Origin of the sequence: Halopseudomonas maritima (assembly GCF_021545785.1) — a bacterium.
Classification (GTDB): domain Bacteria; phylum Pseudomonadota; class Gammaproteobacteria; order Pseudomonadales; family Pseudomonadaceae; genus Halopseudomonas; species Halopseudomonas maritima.
In genome coordinates this window covers 1,236,507-1,251,107 of sequence record NZ_CP079801.1, presented here as the reverse complement: position 1 = coordinate 1,251,107, position 14,601 = coordinate 1,236,507, and the positions used below count along the sequence as shown (strand labels likewise).

14 protein-coding genes are annotated in these 14,601 nt (G+C 61.4%); 10 read left to right on the top strand and 4 right to left on the bottom strand.

Annotated features, from left to right (window positions below):
- Positions 1-12: 12 nt before the first annotated feature.
- The 3 genes from HV822_RS05740 to trkA all read left to right on the top strand — a co-directional run bounded on the left by HV822_RS05740 (position 13) and on the right by trkA (position 4,213).
- Positions 13-1,035, top strand: coding sequence for a DUF2955 domain-containing protein (locus tag HV822_RS05740; RefSeq protein ID WP_238873549.1), 1,023 nt, complete (start codon positions 13-15; stop codon positions 1,033-1,035).
- Between the two features lie 322 nt (positions 1,036-1,357).
- On the top strand, positions 1,358-2,806 hold the full coding sequence (locus tag HV822_RS05735) for a TrkH family potassium uptake protein (protein WP_238872792.1): 1,449 nt from the start codon (positions 1,358-1,360) through the stop codon (positions 2,804-2,806).
- Between the two features lie 27 nt (positions 2,807-2,833).
- Positions 2,834-4,213: a Trk system potassium transporter TrkA gene (gene trkA, locus HV822_RS05730; protein WP_238872791.1), complete on the top strand. Its 1,380-nt coding sequence runs from the start codon at positions 2,834-2,836 to the stop codon at positions 4,211-4,213.
- 14 nt (positions 4,214-4,227) lie between these two features.
- Here the strand turns inward: trkA and HV822_RS05725 are convergent, their stop codons facing one another.
- Together HV822_RS05725 and HV822_RS05720 are read right to left on the bottom strand one after the other, a co-directional pair.
- Positions 4,228-4,743 carry a glycine cleavage system protein R gene (locus HV822_RS05725; protein ID WP_238872790.1) on the bottom strand — a complete coding sequence of 172 codons (516 nt, stop codon included), beginning with the start codon at positions 4,741-4,743 and terminating at the stop codon, positions 4,228-4,230.
- Between the two features lie 30 nt (positions 4,744-4,773).
- Entirely contained in the window at positions 4,774-5,658 is an 885-nt protein-coding gene (locus tag HV822_RS05720) for an HDOD domain-containing protein (protein ID WP_238872789.1), read from the bottom strand.
- 173 nt (positions 5,659-5,831) lie between these two features.
- Here HV822_RS05720 and HV822_RS05715 point away from each other — a divergent pair, with 173 nt between their 5' ends.
- Positions 5,832-7,025: a class I SAM-dependent rRNA methyltransferase gene (locus HV822_RS05715; RefSeq protein ID WP_238872788.1), complete on the top strand. Its 1,194-nt coding sequence runs from the start codon at positions 5,832-5,834 to the stop codon at positions 7,023-7,025.
- Positions 7,026-7,234: 209 nt separating this feature from the next.
- Here HV822_RS05715 and HV822_RS05710 read toward each other — a convergent pair whose 3' ends face one another.
- Positions 7,235-7,888, bottom strand: a complete 654-nt coding sequence (locus tag HV822_RS05710; protein ID WP_238872787.1) for a histidinol-phosphatase — start codon at positions 7,886-7,888, stop codon at positions 7,235-7,237.
- Between the two features lie 144 nt (positions 7,889-8,032).
- Between HV822_RS05710 and rppH the strand changes: the two genes are divergently transcribed.
- Positions 8,033-8,521: an RNA pyrophosphohydrolase gene (gene rppH, locus HV822_RS05705; RefSeq protein WP_238872786.1), complete on the top strand. Its 489-nt coding sequence runs from the start codon at positions 8,033-8,035 to the stop codon at positions 8,519-8,521.
- A 2-nt stretch (positions 8,522-8,523) separates the two neighbouring features.
- On the top strand, positions 8,524-10,791 hold the full coding sequence (gene ptsP / locus HV822_RS05700) for a phosphoenolpyruvate--protein phosphotransferase (protein ID WP_238872785.1): 2,268 nt from the start codon (positions 8,524-8,526) through the stop codon (positions 10,789-10,791).
- Positions 10,792-10,809: 18 nt separating this feature from the next.
- Here the strand turns inward: ptsP and HV822_RS05695 are convergent, their stop codons facing one another.
- Positions 10,810-11,565, bottom strand: coding sequence for an NRDE family protein (locus HV822_RS05695; protein ID WP_238872784.1), 756 nt, complete (start codon positions 11,563-11,565; stop codon positions 10,810-10,812).
- A gap of 141 nt (positions 11,566-11,706) precedes the next feature.
- Between HV822_RS05695 and HV822_RS05690 the strand changes: the two genes are divergently transcribed.
- From HV822_RS05690 to HV822_RS05675, 4 genes are read left to right on the top strand one after another with little or no spacing between them, the layout of a single operon-like run.
- Positions 11,707-12,489 carry a sulfite exporter TauE/SafE family protein gene (locus HV822_RS05690; protein ID WP_238872783.1) on the top strand — a complete coding sequence of 261 codons (783 nt, stop codon included), beginning with the start codon at positions 11,707-11,709 and terminating at the stop codon, positions 12,487-12,489.
- A gap of 9 nt (positions 12,490-12,498) precedes the next feature.
- Entirely contained in the window at positions 12,499-13,293 is a 795-nt protein-coding gene (gene lgt / locus HV822_RS05685) for a prolipoprotein diacylglyceryl transferase (RefSeq protein ID WP_238872782.1), read from the top strand.
- Positions 13,290-14,084 carry a thymidylate synthase gene (locus HV822_RS05680; protein ID WP_096003845.1) on the top strand — a complete coding sequence of 265 codons (795 nt, stop codon included), beginning with the start codon at positions 13,290-13,292 and terminating at the stop codon, positions 14,082-14,084. Before lgt ends, HV822_RS05680 begins: the two co-directional genes overlap by 4 nt.
- Positions 14,081-14,590 carry a dihydrofolate reductase gene (locus HV822_RS05675; protein ID WP_238872781.1) on the top strand — a complete coding sequence of 170 codons (510 nt, stop codon included), beginning with the start codon at positions 14,081-14,083 and terminating at the stop codon, positions 14,588-14,590. The genes HV822_RS05680 and HV822_RS05675 overlap by 4 nt, the downstream gene beginning before the upstream one ends.
- The last annotated feature ends 11 nt before the right edge of the window (positions 14,591-14,601 follow it).

The following is a 14,601-nucleotide window of genomic DNA, read 5'->3' as shown; positions in this document are numbered from 1 at the left end:
AAACCCATTTTGTTGATGAGCAAGCGGCAGCTTGACGCCAACGATGTGCGTCAGTGTCTGCGCATCGCCTTTGGCGGCACCCTCGGCTTTGTGCTGTGCAAGCTGATGGGCTGGAACTACGGCGCCTTTTTTGTGGTGCAGCCGATTCTATTGCTGGGCATGGTGCCGACGCTCAACGGTCATGTCATGCGCCAGTTTGTCGCCAACATGCTGGTGGTAACCCTGTCGGTGCTGGTGGTGCAGGGCTTGTTCGGCGACAAGCCGGTGCCCATGACGCTGCTGGTGGCGGGCATGTTCGCCTTGTTGTTTCGGCAGATGAGCCGTGGTGCCCATTTCCTTTTCGGCGCCATGTCGATCGTCAACATGTCGATGCAGCTGCATTTTGCCAGCTACCCGACCGCGGACATTGGCGACATCGTGGCCTCCAATATTGTCTCGGTGTTTACCACGCTGGGTATCGCAATGCTGATGCACGTGGTGTTTGCCGATGTGGCGCCGCGCCAGCCACGGCAGATGCCGAGCAAGCCGCTGACCAATCAGCGCCATGAAGTGATACTGGCCACTACGGTAGCGACCCTGTCCTATATCGTCTTTCAGGTGTTCAACCTGCAGAGCGGGTTGTCGGCGCAGGTGGCGAGTATTCTGGTGTTGTTCCCGCTGAACTGGAAAGGCGCCGGGCCGGCAGGCTGGAATCGCGCCTTGGGTACACTGGTTGGCTGCAACGTCGGCTTGCTGGTGCAGTTTGTGCTGATGAACCACTTTGACGTACTGCCCTTTGTGGCTGCCGGACTCTGGGTCAGTCTGATGTTGTTCGCCCGTATCCACCTGCTGGAAGGGGGCACAGGCGCGGGCTTTGCCGCGTTGACTACCATGTCGATCCTGTTTGGCCAGTACCTCTCTCCCAGGCAAGACCTGTTCTATAGTGACCTGTACCGATTCTGGTCGCTGTCTGTGGCGGTATTGCTCTCGTTGACGGCGGTGTACCTCATGCATCTGCTATTGAACCGCTTCGTCGCTACTCGGCTGCAGGCTTGAGTCGCACAGGAGCGTGGCTTTGCCGTTCCCCTCGTTGCTGCCGGTGGTTAACGTGACGGCGGTCAATAGCGGTGAGTTCTTCGCCCCCTGACAGGCGGGAGTGGATAAATGACCGTGCAAGAGCTGAAAAGGCTGGCTGCACAGGGCGCGGTGCGTGCTGTCGATGGAGGGTAGCCTCTACATCCTGCACGTTTGAGCACGCGCAGTGGTCGTGTGGAATATCAGTACTTCGGTAATACGCCTTTGCTTGAGGATGCCGCGCACGCTCAGCTCACTTTGGCTATCATGTGCGGCATTCTTGCGCCCTCGGGGGGCTCTTTGCATGGTGCGCTTTCTGCGACCGGTTCTTTTTGTCTGCGGCATCCTGACGCTGATCATGGCTGGCCTGATGCTGGCGGTGGCGGCTTTTGCCTGGTGGCGGCAGGACCCGGAGATGGAGGTCTTCCTGACCTCCTTTGGCATTACCTTGGGCTGCGGCCTGCTGCTGGTAGTGGGGTGTCGCGACCGGAGGTTTCATCTGGTGGCGCGTCAGCTGTACCTGCTGACCAGTCTCAGTTGGGTGCTGATGTCGCTGTTCGGGGCCTTGCCGCTGTTCTTCAGCCACTTTCAGTTGAGTGCTGAGGACGCGGTGTTCGAAGCGGTGTCAGGTATTACCACCACAGGCTCAACCGTTCTCAGCGGCATCGAGCATCTGGCACCCAGCCTGTTGCTGTGGCGCTCGCTGCTGCAGTGGCTGGGCGGGCTTGGGGTGATTGGAATGGCGGTGTCTATCCTGCCGTTTTTGCGGGTGGGCGGCATGCGCCTGTTCCATACCGAATCCTCGGACTGGTCGGACAAGTCGATTCCGCGTGTGCAATCGCTGGCGCGCCTGCTGGTGCTGACCTACCTGACGCTGTCGGTCTGTTGCACGCTCTGTTACTGGCTGGCCGGTATGAGTCTGTTCGATGCGGTCAACCACGCTATGGCGACGGTGTCGACCGGTGGCTTTGCGACGGATGATCGCTCCATGGGGCGCTTCTCGCTTGGCGTGCTGTGGGTCTCCATCCTGTTTATGGTGCTCAGCGCGTTACCCTTTACCCTGTTGATCGGTTTTTTTCAGCGGCGCTCGCTGGAGCTGTTTAAAAATCAGCAGGTGCTGGGGTTTTTCGCCATCATTGCGGCGGTGTCGCTGCTGTTGACCGCTGATTTGGTCGAGCTGCAATTGTTTGCGCCCTTCGAAGCCTTCACCCTGGCGACCTTTAATCTGGTGTCGGTGATCACCACTACCGGGTTTGCCTCGGCCGACTACACCCAGTGGGGTACCTTCAGTATCGCGCTGTTCTTTGTGGTGATGTTTATCGGCGGCTGCTCGGGCTCTACCAGCGGCGGCATGAAGGTGTTTCGCTTTCAGCTGAGTTATCTGTTTCTGCGTAGCCAGATTCGCAAGCTGATTCACCCCAGCGGGGTGTTTGTCACCCAGTACAACGGCCGGCCGGTGCAGGACGATATCATCCTCTCGGCCGTTGCCTTTTCCTTTCTGTTTTTTGTCACCCTGGCGGTGACAACGCTGCTGCTGGCGCTGATGGGGCTGGACCTGATGACCAGTCTGACGGCAGCGGCCACCGCGCTGACCAACGTGGGGCCTGGGTTGGGTGACATCATTGGCCCGGCGGGTAATTTTGCCAGCATGCCGGTGGCGGCCAAGTGGCTGTTGTCCTTTGCCATGCTGATGGGGCGCTTGGAGTTACTGACGCTGATGGTACTCTTTACCCCCATGTTCTGGCGTGGGTGACTATATGGGATCGGGAGAGACAGTCTGATGCGCATCATCATTCTTGGCGCAGGCCAGGTAGGCCGCAGTCTGGTTGAGAATCTGGTCAGCGAGAAGAACCACATCACCGTGGTGGATACCAATCCGGCGCGGCTGCAGATGGTGCACGAGCTGCACGACGTCAATATTCTGTGTGCCCACGGCGCCCATCCGGTCACCTTGTCCAAGGCTGGCGCCGATGATGCTGACATGCTGGTGGCGGTGACCAACAGCGACGAAGTCAACATGATCGCCTGCCAGGTGGCCCAGTCGCTGTTCCACGTGCCCAACAAGGTCGCGCGGGTGCGTGAGCCGGGCTACATGGAGCAAAACCAGGCGCTGTTTGCCAAGGCGGCGGTGCCGGTGGATGTGCTGATCAACCCTGAGGCGCTGGTGACTCAGCACCTGAAAAAACTGATCCGCTATCCCGGCGCGCTGCAGGTGATTAACTTTGCCGATGGCCTCGCGCAGCTGGTGGCGGTGCGCGCCACTACTGGCGGCGCGCTGGTCGGTCAACGCATCTCGGCCCTGCGCGAGCGCTTGCCGGCGGTGGAAATTCGCGTGGCAGCCATCTTTCGGCAGAATCACTCGGTGGTGCCGGACGGCGACACCGTGATTCAGGACGGCGATGAGGTGTTCTTTGTCGCAGCCCGCCCCGACATTCGCCTGGTGTTGAACGAGTTGCGGCGCCGGGAAAAGCCCTACAAGCGTATTGTGATTGCCGGCGGCGGCAATATTGGCGCGCGCCTGGCCCGTGTGCTGGAAGAGGATTACCGGGTCAAGGTGATCGAGCAGGATATGGCGCGCTGTCAGCTGCTGTCCGAGCGCTTACGCAAGACCACGGTGTTGTACGGCAGTGCCTCGGATCGTGAGCTGCTGCTGGAGGAGAGCATTGAGTCGGCGGACGTCTTTCTGGCCCTGACCAACGACGACGAAGCCAACATCATGTCCTCCATGCTGGCCAAGCGCATGGGCGCACGTACCGTGATTACCCTGATCAGCAACCCGTCGTATGCCGAGCTGGTGCAGGGTGGCAGTATCGATATTGCTATTTCGCCGCAGCAGGCGACCATTGGCGCGCTGCTGACGCATGTGCGGCGCGGTGATGTGGTGGCGGTGCATTCGCTGCGACGCGGCACGGCCGAGGCCATGGAGGCGGTGGCGCACGGCGATCCGCAAAGCTCGCAGGTGGTTGGCAAGCGTATCGACGAGCTGCCGTTACCGCCGGGCGCCATGGTGGGCGCGGTGGTACGGGGTGAAGACGTGATCATTGCCCACGACAGCACACAGATTGAAGAGGGTGATCACGTTATTGTGCTAGTGCCCGACAAGCGGGACATGCAGGCGGTGGAACGCCTGTTCCAGGTGGGGCTGACTTTTTTGTTGTAAGTCAGCCGCTGTCCCTAGTCCGCGTCGCGAAGCTCGACCATCAGGTCGTCAGTCAGATTCTCGAGGGCATCGCGCAGGGCGTCCAGGTCGGTCTGCGGGTAGACGCCCAGGCGGGCCTCGGCCTTGAACAGCATGTCGGCACTCATGGGCGCGGGCACGCACTCGGTTTCCAGCGATTCGACGTTGACGCCGTGGCTGGCCAGGACGCGCGAGACCTCGTGCACGATGCCAGCCCGATCGTTGCCGACGAGGTTGAGGATCAGTGTGCTCTGCACAGGCTCATCGGCCTGACCACTGATGGCCACCTGAACGTTGATGCCCAGGTGGGTCAGCTCTTCCAGATCAACACGCAGTGCGTCCAGCTGTTCGTTGCCTACGTCAACCCGCAGAATGCCGGCAAACTGGCCCGCCATGCGTGCCATGCGGCTCTCCAGCCAGTTGCCGCCGTGGCGGTTGATGGTCTGGGCCAGGCTCTCGACCAGGCCGGGTTTGTCGGCAGAAATAACGGTAATCACGAGCGGGGTGGTCATGCTCTGTCTCCTTTGGGCGGGGCGCGCAAATCAGTTCTGATAGTAGCGGCCTTCGCCGGTCGCGGTCATTTCCTGGCAAGTGGCTTCCAGGTTTTCAAAGTCGTATTCGGACAGGCCAACGTACTCCAGAATCGCCGCACCCACGGCGTTCCACTCATGGTCGACACTGTGGTTGCCGAGCACCCGGTAGGCCTGACAGATGTGTTCTGCCATCTTCAGAATCGCCAGCAGGTTCTTTTGTTCCGCATCGGTACCCAGTGGCGAGAGAAAGGTCTGCGCGGCATTGTGGTGACTGGCAATGGCCTCGCACAGGTGTGCTGGCAGGCGCCAGGATTTGGCGGTGTAGTAGCCGATCACTGCGTGGTTGGTGTTCATGCGCTGATTCTCGACATCGACGATACGAACCGTGTTCTGTGCGTAGGACTCTTCCATCACCTCAATGTAGTAGGGGAAACGGCTGAGCATCAGCGGAATGCCACAGTTGTGGAACAGCCCAAGGGCATAGGCCTCATCAGGTTCTACGCAGCCGATGCGCTTGGCCAGCGTCATGCAGGTCATGGCAACGTCCTGGGCGCTGTCCCAGAAGCGGTTGAGGTTGACGATATTCTCGTCGGTCAGCTCGCCGCGAATGGACTGGGCGTTGACGATATTGACCACCCGCGAGACGCCCAGCAGGTTCACTGCCTGCTGAATCGAACTGATGCGGTTGGTCAGCCCGAAGAACGCGGAGTTGACTACCTTGAGCAGGCTGCCGGAGAGGCCTGGGTCCTGGCTGATCAGCCGGGCGATGACCTTCAGGTCCGGGTCCGGCATCAGTTGCTCCATCTGCAGGTCGACCATGATCTGCGGCTGCGGTGGCACGCTGATGCCCTGCAGTGCGCTGCTGATCTGCTGGTCGGTAAGCTCGGCATTCATGGAGACGGTCCGCTGGTGGCTGAACCACTGAGTTTAGCGCCACTGGGGGGCGCTTGGGAAACCCCGGCGAGGCTCTGGCGCAAAGGTCTGGCGCGGGCGCGGCGCGAAGGGCCGGCAGTCTGTATAATCGGCCCCTGTGTTTCTACTTCCCGCTTGTTCCCCAGGAGTTTCTCATGTCACTGCCCAGTCTGCGTCTCAAAGCCAATGCCGAACGGCGCATCCGCGCGGGGCACCTGTGGGTCTTCAGTAATGAAGTGGATACCGCGCAGACGCCGCTGACCGCCTTTGAGGCCGGCCAACAGGCGCAGCTCGAAACCAGCAGCGGCAAGCCCCTCGGGCTGGTGTGCATCAGCCCCAACAACCTGATCTGTGCGCGCCTGTTTGGTCGCGATACTGGCCACCTGCTCGACAAGTCTTTGCTGGTGCACCGCTTCAAGGTGGCGCTGAGCCTGCGCGAGCGGCTGTTCGACAAGCCCTTCTATCGTCTGGTGTACGGTGAATCCGACCTGTTGCCGGGGCTGGTGGTGGACCGTTTTGGTGACTACTTCGTGGTGCAGATTGCCAATCCCGGTATGGAGCGGGTACGTGACGCTATCGTCGAGGCGCTGGTGCAGGTGTTCAAGCCGCAAGCGGTGCTGTTCAAGAACGACAGCGGCGCGCGCAAGCTCGAAGGGCTGGAGTCCTACGTCGAAGATGCCTACGGCGTGATGCCAGAGCGGGTGGCGCTGGAGGAAAACGGCGTGCGTTTTGAGGCGCCGGTGCGCGACGGGCAGAAGACCGGCTGGTTCTACGATCACCGCGCTAACCGCGCCCGTCTGGCGCCCTATGTTGCCGGCAAGCGGGTGCTCGACCTCTATAGCTACATCGGTGGCTGGGGCGTGCAGGCGGCGGTGTTTGGTGCCAGCGAGGTGATGTGTGTCGACAGCTCGGCACCGGCGCTGGATTGCGTGGAGGCCAATGCCGCGCTCAACGGTGTGGCCGAGAAAATGGCCGTGGTCGAGGGGGATGTGATGGCAGCCCTGCGCGAACTCAAGGGCGCCAACGAGCGCTTTGATGTGGTGATTGCCGACCCGCCGGCGTTCATCAAAAAGCGCAAGGACATCCGCAACGGCGAGGCCGCCTACCGCCGACTCAATGAGCAGGCCATGCGCCTGCTCAACAAGGACGGCATTCTGGTCTCGGCTTCCTGCTCGATGCACCTGGAGGAAGATCGCCTGCGCGACGCCCTGCTCGGCGCCAGCCGCCACCTGGATCGCAACCTGATCATCACCGAACGCGGCTTCCAGGGCGCCGACCACCCGCTGCACCCGGCGATTCCGGAAACCGGGTATATCAAGGCGCTGTTTTGTAGGGTTACGCCGGCGTAAGGCGCCGGCGGCTGGAAGCTTGAGGCTGAAGGCTGGAAGCCTTAACTCGGGGTAGGTTGTTTTATCGCGGTGACTGGCTAATTCGCGAGTGTATTCGCAAAGACGGGCAGCCGCCTCACGCTAAACTCTGGCCTTCAGCCTTCAGCCTTCAGCCTTCAGCCTTCAGCCTTCAGCCTTCAGCTGAGCAAGCTGCTTGCGGCGGCTGCACATCAGCGCAAGCTGAGGATCTGCCACCCCTGCGCCTGTGCGTGGGCGCGGAGGGTGTCGTCGGGGTCGACGGCGACCGGGTGGTCGACCATGCTCAGTAGTGGCAGGTCGTTGTGCGAGTCGCTGTAGAAATAACTGCCTTCCAGCGTGCGGTTGTTTTCCAGTAGCCAGCGCTCCAGCCGGGTGACCTTGCCGTCGCGGAAGCAGGGGATGTCGGTGGTGCGACCGGTGTACTGACCGTTGGTGCGCTCGCATTCGGTGGCCAGCAGCAGGTCGATGCCCAGGTGGCGGGCAATCGGGCCGGTGATAAAGCGGTTGGTGGCGGTGATGATCATCAGGGTGTCACCGGCTTGGCGGTGGCGCTCGATCAGCGCCTGGGCCTTGGGCAGCACAATCGGCAGGATTTTCTCCTGCATGAATTGCTCATGCCAGGTGTCCAGCTGGCTTTGCGGGTGCTCGCCCAGCAATGCCAGACAGAAGTTCAGGTAGACCTGAATATCCAGCTTGCCGGCCAGGTAGTCATTGAAAAACTGGTCATTGCGTGCCTGATATTGCTCGGGGTCGACAATCCGGTGGGCAACGATAAATTCGCCCCAGGCGTGGTCGCTATCCCCGCCAAGCAGGGTGTTGTCGAGGTCAAAGATGGCAAGTGGCAAGGCAGCTCTCCCGGGCTGTGTAACAGGCTGCATAGGATAAAGCAGTCTGCGTGCATTTGCCCGCTCACCTGCGGCGCTGACGGAATTGCCGCCCCGGCGTCCTTTGTGGAACAATGCGGAGCATACTGTAGAAGGATAGTAGCTGTGATTGACCCCGATGGTTTCAGACCCAATGTAGGCATCATCCTGACCAATGAGTTGGGGCAGGTGCTCTGGGCCAGACGCATCGGTCAGGACTCCTGGCAGTTCCCGCAGGGTGGTATTCAGCGTAATGAAAGCCCCGAGCAGGCGCTGTACCGCGAGTTGCACGAAGAAGTCGGCTTGTTTCCCGAAGATGTCGAAATTTTGGCCTGCACCCGTGGCTGGCTACGCTACCGTTTGCCGCAGCGGCTGATTCGCAGCCACTCGCAGCCGGTCTGCGTCGGGCAGAAACAGAAGTGGTTTCTGTTGCGGCTGAAAAGCGAGGATGAGCGCGTGTGTATGACGCGTAGCGCAAAACCCGAATTCGACGGTTGGCGTTGGGTCAGCTACTGGTATCCTCTGGGGCAGGTTGTCCCTTTCAAACGTGATGTCTATCGCCGCGCCATGAAAGAACTGGCGCCGCGCCTGCTTTCCAGTCTACCGGGTAGTTGATGATGCTCAACACGCTGCGCCGTATTGTTCAGGAGGTCAATTCTGCCAGAGATCTGGCAGCGGCTCTGGACATTATCGTGCAGCGTGTGCGCGAGGCCATGGGCACCGAGGTGTGCTCGGTCTACCTGTTCAATCCGGAGATCAGCCGCTATGTGCTGATGGCCACTGAAGGTCTGAACAAGGACGCGGTACGTGCCGTGACCCTGGGCACCAGCGAAGGCTTGATTGGCTATGTCGGCACCCGCGAGGAGCCGGTCAACCTTGAAGACGCCGCCTCCCACCCCCGTTTCCGTTATTTTGCCGAGACCGGCGAAGAGCGCTTTGCGTCCTTTCTGGGCGTCCCCATCATCCACCACCGCCGGGTAATGGGTGTGCTGGTGGTGCAGCAGAAAGAGCGCCGCCAGTTTGACGAAGGTGAAGAAGCCTTTCTGGTGACCATGAGCGCTCAGCTGGCCGGGGTGATTGCCCATGCCGAGGCGACCGGTGCCATTGGTGGCCTGGGTTGGGGCGGTGAGGTGGTGCAGGATACCCGCTTTGATGGCGTGGCTGGCGCGCCCGGCGTGGCGATCGGGCATGCGGTGGTGATTCTGCCGCCGGCGGATCTGAAGTCCGTGCCTGACAAGCCGATACAGGATATCGACGCGGAGGTCGCGCTGTTCCGCCGGGCGCTGGACGCCGTGCGGGCAGATATGCAGCAGCTGTCGAGCAAGCTGTCTTCGCAGCTCAGGCCGGAAGAGCTGGCGCTGTTTGACGTCTACCTGATGATGCTGGATGACGCGGCCCTGGGTAACGAGGTTATCAAGGTGATTCGCGGCGGCCAGTGGGCCCAGGGCGCGCTGCGTGAGGTGGTGTTGGCGCATGTCGCCCGCTTTGAGCTGATGGATGACCCTTATCTGCGTGAGCGAGCAGCTGACGTTAAGGACCTGGGGCGTCGTATCCTGGCCTACCTGCAGGAGGTTGGCCGTCAGGAACTGGTGTTCCCGGAGCACACCATTTTGGTGAGTGAAGAGCTGTCGCCGGTGATGCTTGGCCAAGTGCCCAAGGAAAAGCTGGTCGGCCTGGTGTCGGTGCTCGGCTCCGGCAGTTCGCACGTGGCGATTCTGGCGCGCGCCATGGGCATTCCGACGGTGATGGGTGCGTTAGACCTGCCCTACACCCGGCTCGATGGCATGGAGCTGATTGTCGACGGTAACCGGGGAGAGGGTTATTCCAACCCGTCACCGGAACTGCGGCGCCATTACCTTGAGCTGGTGCGCGAAGAGCGCGAGCTGGTGCAGGGGCTGGAGAAGCTGCGCGATGTGCCCTGTGTCACCCTGGATGGCCACCGCATGCCGTTGATGGTCAACACCGGTCTGCAGGCCGACGTGGCGCGCTCGCTTGACCGTGGTGCCGAGGGTGTTGGGCTGTACCGAACCGAAGTACCCTTCATGATTCAGGATCGCTTCCCGAGCGAGAAGGAGCAGCAGGCGACCTACCGCGAGCAGCTCGAAGCCTTCCATCCGCTGCCGGTCACCATGCGCTCGCTGGATATCGGCGGTGATAAGGCGCTGACCTATTTCCCCATCGACGAAGAAAACCCGTTCCTCGGCTGGCGCGGCATTCGCGTGACGCTGGATCATCCGGAAATCTTTCTGGTGCAGACGCGGGCCATGCTCAAGGCCAGCCAGGGGCTGAATAACCTGCGCATCATGTTGCCTATGGTCAGCAGCCTGTTCGAGGTGGAAGAGGCGCTGCACCTGATTCATCGTGCCTACAGCGAAGTGCTGGATGAAGGGGTGGATGTGCCCATGCCGCCGGTTGGCGTCATGATCGAAGTGCCGGCGGCGGTGTACCAGGCTCGCGAGCTGATCCAGATGGTGGATTTTCTGTCGATTGGCACCAACGACCTGACCCAGTATCTGCTTGCCGTCGATCGCAATAACCCGCGGGTGGCGGACCTGTATCACTCGCTGCACCCGGCGGTGCTGCAAGCCCTGATCAAGGTGTCAACGGCTTGCCGCGAGGCTGGCAAGCCGATGAGCGTGTGCGGCGAAATGGCCGGTGACCCGGCCGCCGCCGTACTGCTGATGGCGATGGGCTGCGACGCGCTGTCGATGAATGCCACCAACCTGCCCAAGGTCAAGTGGCTGCTGCGCCAGATCAAGCTGACCGATGCCAAGGCGCTGCTCGATGAGGTGATCGAGCTGGATAACCCGCATTTGGTGCTCAGCACCCTGCACCTTGCCCTGCGCCGTATGGGGCTGGGCAAGGTACTCAGCCAGCCGCGTTAGCACGACTGGCCGAGCCCTTCACGCCCACTCGCAGAGGCGTTCTCCTTCGGGCTGGCCGAAGGGGGCAAAGCGCTTTTCAATCATGCTGATGCTGCCGTCCTGGCCGATGCGCAGCAGGCTGCTGGCGCGAGTGCCGTACTCTCGGTTGCCGGTGATAAAGGCAGGAGCCAGCATCCGTTCCCACTCGAGACTGATGCCGGTGGCGGGCAACTGATCATCCGCGTAGCTGCGGCTATCGGCCAGCAGCGACAGCAACTGCTCGCTGTCGGCATCCGGCGCCGCCGCAAGGGCCTCGCGCAGGGTGCGGGTTTTCGGCCAGGGGCTATCCAGATCGGCGTTCGACAGGCCGTAGACGCCGGGCTCCAGTGCTTTGGGCTGACCGTGTTCGCTGTTGAGAAACCACAGCTCGCTGGCGTCGCCGACGATCAGGTTGAAGCCGGTGTACTCGTGTCGTTGCTCGGCCAGGTGCTGCATAAAAGCGGCGGGCGTTTGACTGCCCTGCAAGAAATCCAAGGGCAACTGGCCACGCGAGCGGGGCGCCTTGGCTGCGCCCGGGGTGCGGATATTGGTGACCGCGGCAAAGCGGCCGTCGCGCCTAGCGCCTAACCAGGTGCCGCCGGCTTCCAGATCGCGACCGGCCAGCAGTTGGGGTTGTTCTTGGTCATCCCACCAATCCAGCGGGCGGGTAGGGCGGCGGTGGAACTCGTCACGGTTACCGATCAGGGTCAGACGGTGGTGCTTGGACATCTGCCAGGCAAAGGCAATCAAACACATGCGGCTCAAGGCTCCTTCGTTGTTATATCCGGAGTCTACCTGCTGTGGCGGCGGTAGTGCACGATGGCGGTGCGCTGACGGGGTGATTTCAGTAGACTAGGCGCTTTGCGCGTCAGGTCCGGCGGGCAGCCTGGGGGTGTTGTGGAGTTTCTGATCTATCTGGTGCTGGGCGGTTTTGCCGGCACGCTGGCGGGGCTGTTCGGCGTGGGCGGCGGCATGATTATCGTGCCGGTGCTGGTCTACAGCTTCTCGCTGCAGGGTATGAATCCCGAGGTGCTGACGCACATGGCCGTCGGCACCTCGCTGGCGACCATCGTATTTACCTCCATCAACGCGATCCGAGCTCACCACAAGAAAGGTGCCGTACGTTGGCACCTGTTTGTCTGGCTGACCGTTGGCATTGTGCTGGGCACGGTGCTGGGCGCACTGACAGCCGCGCAAATCAGCGGTCCGTTGCTGCAGAAGATCATTGGCGTATTCGCCATCTGTGTCGCTATTCAGATGGGCTTTAAATTGCAGCCAAAAGCGAGCCTGGAGGAGCCGGGCAAACCGACGCTCGGCCTGGCGGGCGCTGGAATTGGCTGGGCCTCTGCCATCTTCGGCATTGGTGGTGGCTCCCTGACCGTACCCTTTCTGGTCTGGCGCAGTGTTCCCATGCAACAGGCGGTTGCCACCTCGTCGGCCTGCGGTCTGCCGATTGCGGTGGCTGGCGCGCTGTCATTTATTGTTACCGGCTGGCATGAAACCGCACTGCCGTCATGGAGTCTGGGCTATGTGTATCTGCCGGCGCTGATTGGCATCGCCGCCACCAGCATGCTGTTCGCCGGTTTTGGTGCGCGGCTGGCACACCGGCTGTCGCAGGATTTGCTAAAGCGGCTGTTCGCGTTGCTGCTGCTATGTGTTGGAATCAATTTTCTCGTCTAGGAATAGAGCATGCTGACCTACCCGCAGATTGATCCGGTTGCGCTGGCCATCGGCCCGCTGAAGATCCACTGGTACGGCCTGATGTACCTGATCGGCATTGGTGGCGCCTGGTGGCTGGCCAAGCGCCGACTGGCCGACTTTGATCCGACCTGGAGCAAGGAAACCCTGTCTGATCTGGTGTTCTGGGTGGCGCTGGGGGTAATTGCCGGCGGACGGTTGGGCTATGTGCTGTTCTACGACCTGGGCGCCTATATCGACAACCCGTTGCTGATTCTCGAGATCTGGAAGGGCGGCATGTCTTTCCATGGCGGGCTGCTGGGCGTGCTGCTGGCGCTGCTGTGGTTTTCGCGCAGGCATAACAAGCGCTTCTTTGAGCTGGTCGACTTTGTTGCGCCGCTGGTGCCGATTGGTCTGGGCGCGGGGCGCATCGGCAACTTTATCAATGCCGAGCTGTGGGGCAAGGCGACCGATCTGCCCTGGGCCATGGTGTTCCCGACCGACCCTGCGCAGTTGGCACGCCACCCCTCGCAGCTGTATCAGTTTGCTCTGGAAGGGGTGGCGCTGTTCACCATCCTCTGGTTCTATTCGCGCAAGCCACGGCCGACCATGGCCGTCAGCGGCCTGTTTGCCATCTGCTACGGCTGTTTCCGCTTTGCCGTGGAGTTTGTCCGCGTGCCGGATGAGCAGCTTGGCTATCTGGCCTTCGATTGGCTGACCATGGGTCAGCTACTCTGTATTCCCATGATTGTATTTGGCGCCCTGCTGATGGGGCTGGCCTACCGGCGTGAGGGGCGCACCGCATGAAACAATACCTCGACCTGATGCGCCACGTGCGCGAGAACGGCACCTTCAAGAGCGATCGCACCGGCACCGGCACCTACAGTGTGTTCGGCCACCAGATGCGGTTTGACTTGGCCGAAGGCTTCCCGCTGGTGACCACCAAAAAGTGCCATCTCAAGTCAATCATCCATGAGCTGCTGTGGTTCTTGCAGGGTGATACGAACATTCGTTATCTGAAGGAAAACGGCGTTTCCATCTGGGATGAGTGGGCCGACGAGAACGGTGACCTTGGGCCGGTGTACGGCTACCAGTGGCGCAGCTGGCCGGCGCCCAATGGCGAGTCTATCGACCAGATCAGCAAGCTGATCGCCATGATCAAAAGCAACCCGGATTCGCGCCGTCTGATTGTCTCGGCCTGGAACCCGGCGCTGGTCGACCAGATGGCGCTGCCGCCCTGTCATGCGCTGTTCCAGTTCTATGTGGCCGACGGCAAGCTAAGCTGCCAGCTGTATCAGCGCTCGGCAGACATCTTCCTCGGTGTGCCCTTCAATATCGCCAGCTACGCGCTGCTGACGTTGATGGTGGCGCAGGTCTGCGACCTGCAACCGGGCGAGTTTATCTGGACCGGCGGTGATTGCCACCTGTACGCCAACCACATCGAGCAGACCGATCTGCAGCTGACGCGCGAGCCGCTGCCGCTGCCGACCATGCAGCTCAATCCCGAGGTGCGCGATCTCTTTGCCTTCCGCTTTGAAGACTTTGAACTGCAGGGCTATCAAGCCCATCCGCACATCAAGGCGCCGGTGGCGGTATGAGCGAGATCAAGCTGGCGCTGATCGCCGCCATGGCGCGCAATCGGGTGATCGGGCGTGACAACGCCATGCCCTGGCACCTGCCGGAGGACCTGCGTTATTTCAAGGCGACCACGCTGGGCAAACCGATTGTCATGGGGCGCAAGACCTTTGACTCGCTGGGGCGGCCCTTGCCCGGACGTACCAATATTGTGGTCTCGCGTCAGCCGGATCTGAGACTTGAGGGTGCGCAGGTGTTTGCGTCGATCGACGCCGCGCTGGACGCTGCCCGCCAGCAGGCGCAGGCCGATGGGGTCGATGAGGTGATGGTGATTGGTGGCGACAATCTCTATCGCCAGACCCTGGCGCAGGCTGAGCGTATCTATCTGACCCGCATTGAATCAGAGCCTGAGGGCGATGCCTGGTTTCCGACCTTTGACGAGCAAGCCTGGGTCGTGGTCAGCGAGCGTGCGGTGGCAGCCGGAGACGGCTATCCAGCGCATGTCTATCAGGTGCTCGAGCGGCGCTGACCGCGTCGCCA

Excerpts from the sequence above, each read along its gene's own strand:
- HV822_RS05735 (WP_238872792.1), top strand. The coding sequence starts at position 1,358 with ATGGTGCGCTTTCTGCGACCGGTTCTTTTTGTCTGCGGCATCCTGACG.
- HV822_RS05695 (WP_238872784.1), bottom strand. The coding sequence starts at position 11,565 with ATGTGTTTGATTGCCTTTGCCTGGCAGATGTCCAAGCACCACCGTCTG.
- trkA (WP_238872791.1), top strand. The coding sequence starts at position 2,834 with ATGCGCATCATCATTCTTGGCGCAGGCCAGGTAGGCCGCAGTCTGGTT.
- HV822_RS05725 (WP_238872790.1), bottom strand. The coding sequence starts at position 4,743 with ATGACCACCCCGCTCGTGATTACCGTTATTTCTGCCGACAAACCCGGC.
- HV822_RS05675 (WP_238872781.1), top strand. The coding sequence starts at position 14,081 with ATGAGCGAGATCAAGCTGGCGCTGATCGCCGCCATGGCGCGCAATCGG.
- HV822_RS05715 (WP_238872788.1), top strand. The coding sequence starts at position 5,832 with ATGTCACTGCCCAGTCTGCGTCTCAAAGCCAATGCCGAACGGCGCATC.
- HV822_RS05720 (WP_238872789.1), bottom strand. The coding sequence starts at position 5,658 with ATGAATGCCGAGCTTACCGACCAGCAGATCAGCAGCGCACTGCAGGGC.
- lgt (WP_238872782.1), top strand. The coding sequence starts at position 12,499 with ATGCTGACCTACCCGCAGATTGATCCGGTTGCGCTGGCCATCGGCCCG.
- HV822_RS05680 (WP_096003845.1), top strand. The coding sequence starts at position 13,290 with ATGAAACAATACCTCGACCTGATGCGCCACGTGCGCGAGAACGGCACC.
- ptsP (WP_238872785.1), top strand. The coding sequence starts at position 8,524 with ATGCTCAACACGCTGCGCCGTATTGTTCAGGAGGTCAATTCTGCCAGA.